The 13916-nt window shown below is 67.7% G+C and carries 14 protein-coding genes and 2 tRNA genes; 11 read left to right on the top strand and 5 right to left on the bottom strand.

The window, feature by feature from the left end:
- Positions 1–23 precede the first annotated feature (23 nt).
- The gene (locus ABC347_RS01250; RefSeq protein ID WP_413243971.1) at positions 24–959 is read left to right on the top strand and encodes a DMT family transporter; all 936 of its coding nucleotides are present in this window, start codon (positions 24–26) and stop codon (positions 957–959) included.
- Between the two features lie 23 nt (positions 960–982).
- Here the strand turns inward: ABC347_RS01250 and ABC347_RS01245 are convergent, their stop codons facing one another.
- Positions 983–2032, bottom strand: a complete 1050-nt coding sequence (locus ABC347_RS01245; protein ID WP_413243970.1) for a Glu/Leu/Phe/Val family dehydrogenase — start codon at positions 2030–2032, stop codon at positions 983–985.
- Positions 2033–2117: 85 nt separating this feature from the next.
- A tRNA-His gene (locus tag ABC347_RS01240) sits at positions 2118–2194 on the bottom strand.
- A gap of 114 nt (positions 2195–2308) precedes the next feature.
- Between ABC347_RS01240 and ABC347_RS01235 the strand changes: the two genes are divergently transcribed.
- The 5 genes from ABC347_RS01235 to ABC347_RS01215 all read left to right on the top strand — a co-directional run bounded on the left by ABC347_RS01235 (position 2309) and on the right by ABC347_RS01215 (position 6624).
- Positions 2309–2722, top strand: coding sequence for an RrF2 family transcriptional regulator (locus ABC347_RS01235; protein ID WP_413246974.1), 414 nt, complete (start codon positions 2309–2311; stop codon positions 2720–2722).
- Between the two features lie 107 nt (positions 2723–2829).
- Entirely contained in the window at positions 2830–3816 is a 987-nt protein-coding gene (locus tag ABC347_RS01230) for a sulfate ABC transporter substrate-binding protein (RefSeq protein WP_413243969.1), read from the top strand.
- Positions 3817–3828: 12 nt separating this feature from the next.
- Positions 3829–4731: a sulfate ABC transporter permease subunit CysT gene (cysT, locus tag ABC347_RS01225; protein WP_413243968.1), complete on the top strand. Its 903-nt coding sequence runs from the start codon at positions 3829–3831 to the stop codon at positions 4729–4731.
- The gene (gene cysW, locus ABC347_RS01220; protein ID WP_413243967.1) at positions 4728–5579 is read left to right on the top strand and encodes a sulfate ABC transporter permease subunit CysW; all 852 of its coding nucleotides are present in this window, start codon (positions 4728–4730) and stop codon (positions 5577–5579) included. Before cysT ends, cysW begins: the two co-directional genes overlap by 4 nt.
- Positions 5563–6624, top strand: coding sequence for a sulfate/molybdate ABC transporter ATP-binding protein (locus tag ABC347_RS01215; protein WP_413243966.1), 1062 nt, complete (start codon positions 5563–5565; stop codon positions 6622–6624). The genes cysW and ABC347_RS01215 overlap by 17 nt, the downstream gene beginning before the upstream one ends.
- Positions 6625–7197: 573 nt before the next feature.
- On the opposite strand, the gene ABC347_RS01210 is transcribed toward ABC347_RS01215, so the two are convergent.
- Both ABC347_RS01210 and ABC347_RS01205 read right to left on the bottom strand, forming a co-directional pair.
- Positions 7198–7443, bottom strand: coding sequence for a hypothetical protein (locus tag ABC347_RS01210; RefSeq protein WP_413243965.1), 246 nt, complete (start codon positions 7441–7443; stop codon positions 7198–7200).
- 125 nt (positions 7444–7568) lie between these two features.
- A complete protein-coding gene (locus ABC347_RS01205) occupies positions 7569–8345 on the bottom strand; it encodes an NTP transferase domain-containing protein (protein WP_413243964.1) in 777 nt (258 codons plus the stop codon).
- Between the two features lie 98 nt (positions 8346–8443).
- On the opposite strand from ABC347_RS01205, the gene ABC347_RS01200 reads away from it, so the two are divergent.
- On the top strand, positions 8444–9736 hold the full coding sequence (locus ABC347_RS01200; protein WP_413243963.1) for a homoserine dehydrogenase: 1293 nt from the start codon (positions 8444–8446) through the stop codon (positions 9734–9736).
- Here ABC347_RS01200 and ABC347_RS01195 read toward each other — a convergent pair whose 3' ends face one another.
- Positions 9737–10072 (bottom strand): hypothetical protein, encoded by a 336-nt coding sequence (locus ABC347_RS01195; protein WP_413243962.1) that lies wholly within the window; start codon positions 10070–10072, stop codon positions 9737–9739.
- Positions 10073–10121: 49 nt separating this feature from the next.
- On the opposite strand from ABC347_RS01195, the gene glpX reads away from it, so the two are divergent.
- From glpX to ABC347_RS01175, 4 genes are all read left to right on the top strand, one after another.
- Entirely contained in the window at positions 10122–11093 is a 972-nt protein-coding gene (gene glpX, locus ABC347_RS01190) for a class II fructose-bisphosphatase (protein ID WP_413243961.1), read from the top strand.
- A gap of 67 nt (positions 11094–11160) precedes the next feature.
- A complete protein-coding gene (locus ABC347_RS01185) occupies positions 11161–11964 on the top strand; it encodes a DUF1206 domain-containing protein (RefSeq protein ID WP_413243960.1) in 804 nt (267 codons plus the stop codon).
- A gap of 45 nt (positions 11965–12009) precedes the next feature.
- A complete protein-coding gene (recJ, locus tag ABC347_RS01180; RefSeq protein ID WP_413243959.1) occupies positions 12010–13773 on the top strand; it encodes a single-stranded-DNA-specific exonuclease RecJ in 1764 nt (587 codons plus the stop codon).
- A gap of 39 nt (positions 13774–13812) precedes the next feature.
- Positions 13813–13888, top strand: a tRNA-Glu gene (locus ABC347_RS01175).
- The last annotated feature ends 28 nt before the right edge of the window (positions 13889–13916 follow it).

Here is a 13916-nt window from a genome sequence, read left to right as displayed (position 1 = left end):
GCTTTTCGCCGCATTGCCGCATCATGCCGGTCCTTGCCGAACCCCAGCGCGCGCAGGCCGCAAACCATCGGCCGCGTGGCATCGCGCTCCGCATCCTTTCCGTTTGCGGCTTCGCCTTGATGGCGCTGGCGATCAAGCTGGCCGCCGAGGACGGCGTCAACACCGTCGAGGCGATCTTCTACCGCAACCTGTTCTCGGTCCCGCTCCTGCTGGCGTGGATCGCAGTCGGGCCCGGCTTCCGCTCGCTCGCCACCCGGCGACCGCGCGCACATGCCACGCGCGCCGCGATCGGCATCGTGTCGATGCTGCTGAACTTCCAGGCGGTGATCATGCTGCCACTGGCGGAATCGACCACGATCGGGTTCTCGGCACCGCTGTTCGCGACCATCCTGTCGGCAGTCCTGCTCGGCGAAGCAGTCGGCCGGCGGCGCTGGACGGCGGTCGCGCTGGGCTTCGTCGGCGTGCTGATCGTGATGCGGCCGGGCGGTGGCGGCGCACATATCCCGCCGCTGGGTCTGGTCGTGGCGCTGCTGTCGGCAGTGGGCGTCGCATCGGTGGTGGTGACCGTGCGACAGCTGGGCACGACCGAGCCGGCAGCGACGACCGTATTCTGGTTCAACTGCGCCGCGCTGACCCTATCCGGGCTGGCGATGCCGCTGTTCGGCAGCTGGCATGCGGCGCAGACATGGCCGTGGCTGGTCATGATCGGGGTCTTCGGCGGAATCGCGCAGATCGCGATGACGGCGTCGCTGCGCTTCGCGCCGATCTCGGTGCTGGCGCCGTTCGATTATCTACAGCTGATCTGGGCGACGCTGTTGGGCTGGGCAGTCTGGTCGATCGCGCCGACGCCATCGACGCTGGCGGGCGGTGCGCTGATCGCGGGCAGCGGGGTGTGGACCGCGTGGCGCGAACACCGGCTGCACCGCGAACAGGTGAGCGCCACCCCGCCGGAAATCTGAGCGATCCCGGCGGGGCGGAGGCATCAGCCGCGCCCGATCAAACGCTGCGCCATCCGATCGGCGACAGTGGCGGCCGGCGCACCGGTGGCCGCGCTCTCGGTCCAGATTTCCTCGAGCCGGCCCGGGATACGGTGGATCCGGCTCTCGACCTCGGCCTTGTCGCCCTGGCCGAGATATTCCAGCCCGACATTGATGATGCCGCCCGCGTTGATCACATAATCGGGCGCATAGAGGATGCCGCGCGCATGCAGGCGGTTGCCGTCGGACGGTGTCGCAAGCTGATTGTTCGCGCCGCCGGCCACGATCGGCGTGCGCAGCGCATCGATCGCGCTCGCATCAAGGATCGCGCCGAGCGCGCACGGGCTGACGACATCGGCCTCGACGCGCAGGATCTCCGACGCGGCGACCGTCTTCGCGCCCAGCTCCGCTGCCAGTGTCTCGGCGCGGGCGCGGTCCATGTCGGCCAGCGTCAGCTTCGCGCCGTCCGCCGCCAGCAGCCGGGCGAGCCCGCCGCCGACCGAGCCGACGCCCTGGATCGCGACATGCACGCCGGCCGCGCTGTCCTTGCCGAGCGCGCGGCGGATGGCCGCCTTCACGCCCAGATAGATGCCGAGCGCGGTATAGGGGCCGGGATCACCGCCCGCGCGCCCCTCGCCCACCGGCAGGCCGGAGACGTGGCGTGTGCGCGCCTGGATCGCGACCATGTCCGCATCCGACATGCCGACATCCTCGGCCGTGACGTAGCGACCGTTCAGGCTTTCTACCGCCGCCCCGAACGCATCGAGCATCGCCGGCGTCTTCGTGCGCTTGGCATCGGCCAGGATCACCGCCTTGCCCCCGCCCATCGGCAGCCCGGCCATGGCATTCTTGTAGCTCATGCCGCGCGACAGCCGCAGCGCGTCGGTGATCGCCTCGCTGCGGTCGCCATAATGCCAGAAGCGGGTACCGCCGGCCGCCGGCCCGAGCGCGGTGGAATGCACCGCGATCACCGCGGTCAGCCCGGCATCGGCATCGCGAAACAGGTGGACGCCTTCATGGTCGTCGAAATCGGCATAGTCCCACGGCGCGGTCATGGCTCTTCCTCGCGGTAATTTCGTATCCCGCGCGCGCAATAATATTTTTCGGCGAGCAAAGCCAGCGCGAAACAAGGTAGGAAGGTGGGGCGACCTACGGGGATTGAACCCGCAACCTCCGGTACCACAAACCGGCGCTCTAACCAATTGAGCTAAGGTCGCCACGGGGAAGCGGGCGCTATTACGGGCGCGGCCCGCCCGCGGTCAAGCGCGATATGGCGCCGGTTTCCCACTTCGCCGGTCGACAAATGGCGATCACGACGCCAAATGATTGATGTGCTTTCCCAACGGACCCGCTACGCCATCCGCGCCCTTCAGCATCTGGCCGACCATCATGGGTCTGGCCCGATCCAGCTGACCGCGATCGCCACCGCCCAGAACATCCCCGCCAAGTTCCTGACCGTCATCCTGTCGGAAATGAAGCGCGCGGGACTCGTCGATACGCTGCGCGGCAAGGAAGGCGGCTATTGGCTGGCGCGCGATCCTTCGACGATCACCTATGGCGATATCGTGCGGCTCACTCGGGGCAGCCTGGCCCTTGTCCCCTGCGCGAGCCGCATGAACCACCGGCCATGCGAGAATTGCGTGACGGAGGAGGAATGCCGGCTGCGCGACGTGATGCTGCTGGTACGCGACGAGACAGCGAACATCCTCGATCGGCTGAGCCTGTCCGAAAAGGTTCTCGTTTGAAGGCGGACAGTTTTTGTGCGCGTGCGTTTCACCACCTCCCCAGTAGAGAGGCGCTGATGACCCGAACGAGCCAGACGCCCCGCTTCCGGATCGCTGCCGCATGCTTGATGGCGCTGTCCCTTTCGCTGGCGTCCTGCTCGGGCGGTGGCACGGTCGATAGCAAGCAGTTGCTGAACGTCTCCTACGATCCGACGCGGGAGCTGTATCGCGACATCAACGCCGCCTTCATCGCCGATCACAAGGCCAAGACCGGCGAGACAGTGTCGATCCGGATGAGCCATGGCGGCTCGGGCAAGCAGTCGCGCTCGGTGATCGACGGGCTGCAGGCCGATGTCGTCACGCTGGCGCTGGCCTATGACATCGATGCGATCGCGGCCAAGGGCCTGATCGCGCCCGATTGGCAGGCACGGCAGCCCGACAACAGCGCGCCTTATTATTCGACGATCGTGTTCCTCGTCCGCAAGGGCAACCCGAAGAACATCCGCGACTGGGGCGATCTGGTGAAGCCGGGCGTCGGCGTCATCACCGCCAATCCCAAGACCGGTGGCGGCGCGCGCTGGAACTATCTCGCGGCTTGGGGCTACGGACTGCGCGCCGGCGGCAGCGAGGCTGCGGCGCGCGATTTCGTCACCCGGCTGCTGCGCAACGTGCCCGTGCTCGATTCGGGCGCGCGCGGATCGACCACGACCTTTGCCGAACGCGGCCAGGGCGATGTGCTGCTTGCGTGGGAGAATGAGGCATTCCTCGCGCGCGACGAATTGCGCAAGGGCGCGTTCGAGATCGTGGTGCCGTCGATCTCGATCCTTGCGGAGCCGCCGGTCGCGGTGGTCGATGCCAACGCCAAGCGCCACGGGACCGAGGCCGCTGCGAAGGCCTATCTCGATTTCCTCTACACGCCCGCTGCGCAGGAAATGATTGCCAAGGCGCATTACCGGCCGCGCAATGCAGAGGTGGCGGCGCGCTACGCGAACAGCTTTCCGCAGGTGAAGCTGTTGACGATCGACGGCGATTTCGGCGGCTGGAAGGCGGCCCAGGCCAAGCATTTCGATGAAGGCGGCACGTTCGATGCTGTCTATGCCGCGGCCCGGCGCTGAGGCCGGCATAGCGTGGGGGGCGCCACTGCCGATCGGCTGAGGATCGCGGCACCGCGTCGTCGCCGGTCGATCCTGCCGGGCTTCGGGCTGACGCTGGGCTTTACCCTCGCCTATCTGTCGCTGATCGTGCTCATCCCGCTTTCGGCAGTGTTCGCCAAGACGCTGGGCATGGGCTGGGATCATTTCCTGGCGACCGCTTTCTCCGCGCGCGCTGCCGAAGCGTACAAGCTCAGCTTCGGCGCCGCGATGGCCGCGGCCGGCATCAACGCGGTGTTCGGGCTGCTGATCGCCTGGGTGCTCGTGCGCTATGATTTCGCCGGCAAGCGGATCGTGTCGGCGATGGTCGATCTGCCGTTCGCCCTGCCGACCGCAGTCGCCGGCATAGCGCTGACCGCGCTCTATGCCTCCAATGGCTGGATCGGCGGCGTGCTTGATCCGGACGGCATCCGCCGCGCCGATCTGCCCTGGCTGGGCGACCTTGCCATCAAGATTGCCTACACCCCGCTCGGCGTGGTCGTCGCACTGGTCTTCATCGGGCTGCCGTTTGTTGTTCGTTCGGTCGAACCGGTGCTGGCTGATCTCGGGGCCGACGTGGAGGAGGCCGCAGCGTCGCTGGGCGCCGGCCGCCTCGATACCTTTCGCCGCATCATCCTCCCTGCGATCCTGCCATCGCTGCTGACCGGTTTCGCATTGGCGTTCGCACGCGGCATCGGCGAATATGGCTCGGTGATCTTCATCGCGGGCAACATGCCCTATCAGAGCGAGATCGCGCCGCTGCTGATCATCACCCAGCTCGAACAATATGATTATGCCGGCGCGACCGCGATCGCGGCTGTGATGCTGGTCGCGTCCTTCCTGTTCCTGCTGCTGATCAACCTGATCCAGTATTGGAGCCGGCGGCGGATGCAGGGATGAGCGGTGCTGCCGCCTCCGCCCGCCGCGCGACCGGCGAATCAGCCTGGACGCGGCGCCTGCTGATCGGGATCGCGCTCGGCTTCCTCGCCATCTTTCTCGTTCTGCCGCTGGTCGCGGTGTTCGCCGAGGCGCTGGACCAAGGGATCGCCGCATTCCTGAATGCGCTGGCCGAACCGGACGCGTTGGCCGCGATCCGGCTGACGCTGCTGGTCGCGGCGATCGCAGTGCCGCTGAACATCGTGTTCGGCATCGCCGCCGCCTGGGCGATCACCAAGTTCGATTTCCGCGGCAAGAACCTGCTGATCACGCTGATCGACCTGCCCTTCTCGGTCTCACCGGTGGTCGCGGGGCTGATCTACGTGCTGCTGTTCGGTGCCAGCGGCTGGTTCGGGCCGTGGCTGGCCGCACGCGGCATCGAGATCATCTTCGCGGTGCCGGGGATCGTGCTGGCGACGATCTTCGTGACCTTCCCGTTCGTTGCGCGCGAACTGATCCCGCTGATGGCCGAACAGGGCCGCGATGACGAGGAAGCCGCATTGTCGCTAGGCGCGAGTGGGTGGCAGACGTTCTGGTATGTGACCCTGCCGAACATTCGCTGGGGGCTGCTTTACGGCGTGCTGCTGTGCAATGCCCGCGCGATGGGCGAATTCGGCGCGGTCTCGGTCGTCTCGGGCCATATCCGGGGCGAGACCAACACAATGCCGCTGCATGTCGAAATCCTCTACAACGAATATAATTTCGTCGCCGCATTCGCGGTGGCGTCGCTGCTGGCGCTGCTCGCGCTCGTCACGCTGGTCGTGAAGAGCGTGCTGGAATGGCGCTATGGCATTCATGGCCAGGGACATTGAGGGCGCGGCACTGATGGGCATCACCGCCACCGGCATAACCAAGCGTTTCGGCGGCTTCACCGCGCTCGACGCGATCGACCTCGAAGCGAAGTCGGGCGAGTTCCTGGCGCTGCTCGGCCCTTCGGGATCGGGCAAGACGACGCTGCTCAGGATTATCGCGGGGCTCGAATTCCCCGATGCGGGCACCGTCGCCTTCGAAGGCGAGGACGTGACCGACAAGGCCGTCACCGATCGGCGGGTCGGGTTCGTGTTCCAGCAATATGCGCTGTTTCGCCACATGACGGTGGCCGACAATATCGGCTTCGGGCTAAAGGTGCGCCGCCGCCGCGACCGGCCGGCCAAGGCGGAGATCGATGCGCGGGTGGCCGAGCTGCTCGACCTCGTCCAGCTCGGCACGCTCGGCAAACGCTATCCGGCGCAGCTCTCGGGCGGCCAGCGCCAGCGCGTCGCGCTGGCGCGTGCGCTGGCTGTGGAGCCGCGTATCCTGCTGCTGGACGAGCCGTTCGGCGCGCTCGACGCCAAGGTGCGCAAGGATCTGCGCCGCTGGCTGCGCGAACTTCATGACCGGATGGGCCTGACCTCGATCTTCGTGACGCATGATCAGGAAGAAGCGCTGGAACTGGCCGATCGCGTGGTGGTGATGGATCATGGCGTGATCGAACAGGTGGCCGAGCCCGCGACGATCTACCAGCACCCGGCGAGCGCATTCGTGTTCGACTTCGTCGGTGAATCGAACCGGCTGCCGGTGGAGGTGGCTGACGGGATCGCGCGGTTCGGCGCCCACAGCCTGCCCGTCGCCGATGCCGATGGCCGCAGCGGTCGCGCCAGCCTGTTCTTCCGCCCGCACGATGCCCAGCTGGTCAGCGACGGGCCTGCTCTGCCCGCGGTGGTGACGCTTGCACGTCCGCGCAACGGCGGCACCCGTGTGGAAGCGGCGCTCGACGGGCTCACTGCGCCGCTGGAGATCGATGTGGCGGGACCTGCGCCGCAGGTGGGCGATACGATCTCGGTGCGTCCCGCGCGCACGCATCTGTTCTGGGACTGATCGGGGGGCGTCGCCCGGCATGGGGTCAAACGCAAAAAGGGGCTGATGTCACCACCAGCCCCCGCTGCGTCCAGGCACGGGATCATCGTCCTCGCGGAATCCGATCGCATGTCCGGGCGTTCAACAGGCCCATACCTCGCTTGCGCAAGCCCGGTCCTGCCCGGACCTCCGCCGCCGTCCGCCCGGTTCCAAGGCTTTCGCCCGGCACCGGCCTTTCGATCGACCGAAGTCCTGCCTTTCCGCCACCGTGGGGTCGCAACCGAAGTCGCACTCCCTGCAACCGACCATCCCGTGAAGGAGGCCTGTCCGCGAGCGACACTCCTGAAAGCGCCATCCCGCCCGGTGTTGTTCCGGCATCTCCGCCTTACCATCCAACCTTCTGTTTCCAGGAGGTTTTCCGTACTGCTTCGATGATTGGAGGTTCTCATGATCGACTGAGTCGGCCTAGCGGTTTCTGCGGGTCCGGCCCTGTGGATAACGGGGATATCGGGGATCATTTATGCGCTTGCAGGGCGCAAAAAGAAAAGGGGCCGCCATGATGGCGGCCCCGATCGGTCTTACGGGATGGGAGGATCAGCGATCCTGCTGGCGATCCGATCCGTAGTCGGACTGCTCGCCCTGATCGGCGCCGGTGCCGCCCGAGCCCTGCTGGCCGATGCCGGTGTCCCCGGCGCGGTTGCCGTTCTGATCCGGCTGGCCGGTCTGGCGGTCGCGCTGCTGGTTCTGCTGCTGATCGGCGCTGCGATCACGATCCTGCTGCTGCTGGCGATCGCGATCCTGATTGAGGTCGTTGCCCTGGTTCTGGTTCTGGTCGGCCATGACATGCTCTCCTGCTGTGCCGCCATCATGACGGACGCGGGGAGAGCGCTCGGAGCCACTGCCACGTTCCACGCCAGCGCGCCCAACCGATTGAGAATGCGACGTTCTGCGAACGCAACGAGCGATCAGCCAGCGCCACGTCCGATCGCCAGCAATTCTTCCGCCACGCGCAGCGTGCGATCGTTGTCCACATCGATCGCCAGCCGGCCATCCGCGAACACATGCGCGACGACCTTCATGCCGAAGCGGCGCGACAGGCTGGCCATCAGTCCGTCCAGGCTGGCGAGCCCGAAGCGAAAGCGAACCAGATTGATCAGGCCGAACGCGTTGATGATCCGGCGCGGATGCTTCACGAACTGGCCGCCTTCGCGGAACGTGTCCGCGATCCGCAGCGCATCATGGTCCTTCAGCCAGAACAGGTTGCAGTTGGAATATTCGCCGTCGCGGAAGGGGTAGAAGCGGCGCTGGCCATCCGGATGCGCGGCCTGGATGGATTCCTTTCGCGCGAACGCCACCATCGCGGAGGCACCCTGCGCCTTCGCCGCCCGGTCGGCCTCGATCAATGCGTCGGGCGTCACCAGCACATTATCGGCGGTGGTGATCATCAGCGGGAAACCCTGCGCCGCCGCATGCACGCTTTCGACGAGGTTCGCATGCGACACCGCGAAGCTCAGCCGCCCGGCCGCCTGCAGTCGATGCACCACATCGAACGAGCCAAGCAGCGCCGGATCGTTGATCGACACGACCACCGGCAGGCCGGTCGCCTCCGCCGCTTCCAGCACCCACCCGATCATCGGTTTGCCGGCGACGGGAACGACGCATTTGTGCGTGGTGCCAGCGGCGCTGGCGAGTGGATCGAGCGCGCCATCGCGCTTGCCGGCGAGGATCAGGATGGTCGTCATCGGGCGATGCCTGCCCCATCGCGCACATGCGGGCAAGGCTTGGCAAGCCGCGGCCGCGCTGGCAGGGGACGTGCGTCCAAAGGCATGGGGTGGGGATGATGACGCAACCGCTGCGAATTGCGCTGGCCGGTCTCGGCACGGTGGGCGGGGGCGTGATCAAGCTGCTCGATGCCAATGCCGAACTGATCGCCCGCCGCGCCGGCCGCGCCATCGAGGTTGTGGCGGTTTCCGCGCGCGATCGCAGCCGCGATCGCGGGTTCGATCTGGGGCGGTTCGATTGGGTGGACGATACCGCCGATCTGGCGATCCGCGATGATATCGATGTGGTTGTCGAGCTGATCGGGGGATCGGATGGCCCCGCCCTCACCCTGGCGCGCCGCACGCTCGGCGCAGGCCGCCATTTCGTGACCGCCAACAAGGCGATGATCGCACATCACGGGCTGGAGCTGGCGCGCGATGCCGAGGCCAAGCGCGTCGCGCTGAAATATGAGGCGGCGGTGGCGGGCGGGATCCCGGTGATCAAGGGGCTGCGCGACGGCGCCGCGGCCAACGCGATCGGGCGGGTCTATGGCATCCTGAACGGCACCTGCAACTATATCCTGACGACGATGGAGCAGGCCGGCCGCGACTTCGCCGACGTGCTCGCCGATGCGCAGGCGCTGGGATATGCCGAGGCCGATCCCGCGTTCGATATCGACGGCGTGGATGCCGCGCACAAGCTGGCGATCCTGGCCAGCGTCTCGTTCGGCACCACGCCGGCGTTCGGCGACGTCGCCATCAGCGGCATCCGCCACATCCTTGCCGCCGACATCGCCGAGGCGGCCGCGCTGGGCTTCCGCGTCCGCCTGATCGGGCTGGCCGAATGGGGCGCGAACGGCCTCTACCAGCGCGTGCACACCTGCCTGGTGCCGCTCGATCATCCACTCGCCCATGTCGCCGGATCGCTGAACGCGGTCGTCGCCGAGGGCAATTTCGTGGGGCGGCTGTTCTTCGAGGGCCGCGGTGCCGGCGAAGGGCCGACCGCGAGCGCGGTGGTGGCGGATCTGATCGATATCGCGCGCGGCGAATATGGCTCGGCGCTGGCGATGCCAGTCGCAAGCCTCGCCTCGCCGGCCGCCGCCCCGTCTGGCGAACGCCGGGGCCGTGCCTATCTGCGCTTCATGGTTCCTGATCGCACCGGCGTCCTGGCAGAGATCACCGCCGCGATGCGCGATGCCAATGTCTCGATCGAAAGCATGATCCAGCGCGGCGCCGCCGCCGATGGCAGCGTGCTGCTGGTGATGGTCACCCACGAATGCCCCGAAAGCGCAGTAGCCCATGCGCTGGACCGGTTGCGCGGATCGCAGAGCATCACCGGGGAACCGCTGCTGCTCCACATCCTGGACGTCTGATCAGTCGTCGGGATCGACCACGGATTGAGCGACCCGCTTCACAGCCCCCGCCACTTTCACCAGATCGAGCGGGCCGGCGCATCCACGCATCCCGCACGGCAGCGCTTCCGCCCCCAGCGCGCCGACGCCGTTCGGCATCTCTGCCGTGGCGCTGCGGATCTCGGGCAGGCCGCGTTCGTCGGGCAGGGGCAGCCGGAACGGCGATCGGCCGCTCTGCGCGCAGACCACGATCTCGTCCTCCGATCGCGGCATCGCGCAATCCGGGGCGGTCACCGGCGCGGGCGGCACGCTCGGGTCGGCAAAGAACAACGCCAGTAGAATTCTCGACATTGTCATCCCCCTCCCCTATCGGCGGCGGCAATATCTAGAGGGGATATCAGGCAAAATGGTCAAGGCAAGCAAGGCGCTCGATCGCGTTCTCGTGCTGGAAATGGTGCGCGTGACCGAGGCTGCGGCGATCGCTGCTTCGAAGCTGGTCGGTCGCGGCGACGAGAAGGCGGCCGATGCCGCCGCGGTCGAAGCGATGCGCAAGGCATTCAACACGCTGGAATTCGACGGCACCGTGGTGATCGGCGAAGGCGAGAGGGACGAAGCGCCGATGCTCTATATCGGTGAGAAGGTCGGCTCCGCGATCGGCACCGGCCCCCGGATCGACATCGCGCTCGATCCGCTGGAGGGCACCACCATCACCGCCAAGGCCGGCCCCAATGCGCTGGCAGTGCTCGCCATCGCCGAGGAAGGCTGCCTGCTGAACGCACCCGACGTCTATATGGACAAGCTGGCGATCGGGCCGGGCTATTCCAAGGGCACGGTGAGCCTGAAAAAGAGCCCGACCGAGAATGTCGAGGCGCTGGCCAAGGCCAAGGGAGTGAAGCCCAACGAGATCATCGCCTGCGTGCTCGATCGCCCGCGCCATGACAAACTGATCGCCGAGCTGCGCGCGATCGGCTGCGGCATCATGCTGATCCCCGACGGCGACGTGGCGGGCGTGATCGCGGTGACCAATCCGGATACCACGATCGACATCTATCTCGGATCCGGTGGTGCGCCCGAAGGCGTGTTGGCGGCCGCGGCGCTGCGCTGCGTGGGCGGCCATTTCGAGGGCCGGCTGATGTTCCGCAACGAAGACGAGCGTGCCCGCGCCCGCAAGTGGGGGATCGAGGATCTCGACCGCATCTACGATCTGAAGGATCTGGTGAAGGGCGATGCCATCTTCGCTGCCACCGGCGTGACCGACGGATCGCTGCTCGACGGCGTCAAGCGCCGTCGCGATGGCGTGATGACCACCGAAAGCGTGGTGATGCGCGCGAGTTCGGGCACGGTGCGCTGGGTGAAGGGCGAACATCACAAGCAGTGATGCGCCCGCCGGAACGGGATCGGGCACAGGCCGTTACCCGACCGTAACAGGCGGGAGTTTTTGGAAGATGTCCGATCGCGTGGCGACACTGCTCGCCCGGCTGGGGTTCGCTGCGCGCGGGCTGGTCTATCTGCTGGTCGGCTGGTTCGCGCTCGATGCCGCGATGCGCGGCACTCGGCCCGGAGACAATCAGGGCGCGATCGCCAGTCTGGCCGATCTGCCGTTCGGGCGCGTGCTGTTGATCATCGTTGCCCTGGGGCTGGCCGGCTATGCGGTCTGGCGGCTGACGGAAGCGATCCTCGATCCCGAACATCGCGGCAGCGATATGAAAGGCGCGTTCGAGCGCGCCGGCTATGCGCTCAGCGGGATCGTCCATGTCGCGCTCGCCTTCTACGCGCTGCGCATCACCACCCGATCGGCCGCCGCCACCGGGGCAGCCCCCGGCGATGCGGCGGCGCGCGACTGGTTGGCGACTTTGCTCGCAGCCCCTGCCGGCGCGATGCTGGTCGGGCTGGTTGCGATCGGGCTGTTGATTGTCGCGATCGTGCAGTTCACGAAGGCCTGGAAGGCGAGCTTCGCGAAGGAACTGGGTGGCGACACGCCCCTGCCCCACCGCGTCTGCCTGATCGGGCGCATCGGCTATGCCGCGCGCGGCGTGGTATTCCTGCTGTCGGGCTGGTTCTTCCTGCGCGCGGCGACTGCTGCCGAAGCGGACCGGGCGGGCGGCATGGGTGCGGCACTGCGCTATCTGCAGGGACAGGAACACGGCGCGATCCTGCTCGGCATCGTCGCGATCGGGCTCGGCCTGTTCGGGATCTACAGCCTGGTCGAATCGCGATACCGCCACATCAACGTGGATCTCCCCGGCTGATCCCGCCCCTTTCGTCCGGCCGGGACAGCGCCTATCGCGGGGCGGATGACATCCGTCCTCAACATCACCCGATCGATCCTGGGCCAGCCTTGGCGCTGGCGCGGCACCGGCGCAGAACTGGGTGACGCCTTCGCTGCCGACGATCTTGTCTCGCAGCTGCTGATGGCGCGTGGCGTCGCGCGCGATGATCTCGATCGTCACCGGCTGCCCACGATCCGCGGCTTCATGCCCGATCCCGCCATCTTCCAGGATATGGAGACCGCAGCGGCGCGGCTGGCGGACGCGGTCGCGGCGGGCGAGCCGGTGACCGTGTTCGGCGACTATGACGTCGATGGCGCGACATCCGCCGCGCTGCTGATCCGGCTGCTGCGCGACCTGGGATCCGATCCTCAAGCCTATATTCCCGATCGGCTGATGGAGGGCTACGGCCCATCGGGCGAGGCGCTGGTGCGGATCGCGGCCGGCGGCGCGAGGCTGATCGTGACGGTCGATTGCGGCGCGCAGGCGTTCGAGGCGCTGCAGATGGCGCGCGACGCGGGCGTGGACGTGATCGTGGTCGATCATCACAAATGCGCGACCCAACTGCCGCTGGCGCTGGCGCTGGTGAACCCCAACCGGCTGGATGAAGCTGCCGAAGCCGCAGCGCATGGGCATCTGGCCGCGGTGGGCGTCGCGTTCCTGCTCGGCGCGGCGCTGTTGCGCGTGCTGCGCGGCCGCGGCTGGTTTGCAGACCGCCCCGAACCGAAGCTGATCGAGCTGCTCGATCTGGTCGCGCTCGGAACAGTCGCCGATGTCGCGCAGTTACGCGGGCTGAACCGCGCGTTCGTGACGCAGGGGCTGAAGGTGATGGCGGGCCGCCGCAATATCGGGCTGGCCGCGCTGGCCGATGCCGCGCGGCTGACGCGTGCGCCGACCTGCACCGATCTGGGCTTCGCGCTCGGGCCGCGCGTCAATGCGGGCGGGCGCGTCGGCCGCGCCGATCTGGGCGTGCGGCTGTTGACGACCGCAGACGAGGACGAGGCCCGCACGATCGCTGCCGAACTCGACCGGCTGAACGGCGAGCGTCGCGCGATCGAGGGGCTGGTGTCGGACGAGGCGAGCGAGTTGGTCGCCGGGCAGGACAATCGCGCTGTCGCCGTGGTCGCCGGAGCTGGCTGGCATCCTGGGGTGATCGGCATCGTCGCCGGCCGGCTGAAGGAACGGCTGCATCGCCCGGCGATCGTGATCGCGCTCGACGGGCAGGGCATCGGCAAGGGATCGGGCCGGTCGATCTCGGGCGTGGATCTCGGGGCGGCGGTGCTGGCCGCCAAGGATGAAGGGCTGCTGATCGCGGGCGGCGGCCATGCGATGGCGGCCGGGCTGACGGTGGCGGCGGACCGGGTCGACGCGCTCGCTGCCTTTCTCGACGATCGGCTGGCCGCTGACGTGGCCCGCGCGCGCGATGACCGGGCGCTGCTGCTGGATGCGGTCGTTTCCCCGGGGGGAGTCGCGCGATCGCTGGTCGACGCGTTGGACGTCGGTGGCCCCTATGGCGCGGGGTGGCCGGCTCCGCGAGTGGCGGCAGGGCCGGTACGCATCGTGCGCGCCGATATCGTCGGCACCGGCCATGTCCGCGCGATCGCCAGCGGGGCCGATGGCCGCACGATCAAGACGATCGCCTTCCGCCAGGCGGAAACGCCGCTCGGCCAGGCGCTGTTGGCAGCTGGCCCGCACCGGCGGCTGTGGCTGGCGGGCCGCGCGAAGATCGACGACTGGTCGGGGAAAGGCGAGGCCGAGCTTCATGTCGAGGACGCCGCCTGGGCGGATTGACGCGGGGCCGCGGCTCGCCTAATCGGCCCCCCTCTGGACGGCCCCTTCGTCTAGCGGTCTAGGACGCGGCCCTTTCACGGCTGAAACACGGGTTCGATTCCCGTAGGGGTCACCAGAGGCTATGTTCCCCATCCCCGCCTATG

Source organism: Sphingomonas canaveralia, from assembly GCF_047238125.1.
Classification (GTDB): Bacteria; Pseudomonadota; Alphaproteobacteria; order Sphingomonadales; family Sphingomonadaceae; genus JBDFMH01.
The sequence above is the reverse complement of the archived record's forward strand: the minus strand, read 5'-3'. Positions and strand labels throughout refer to the sequence as shown.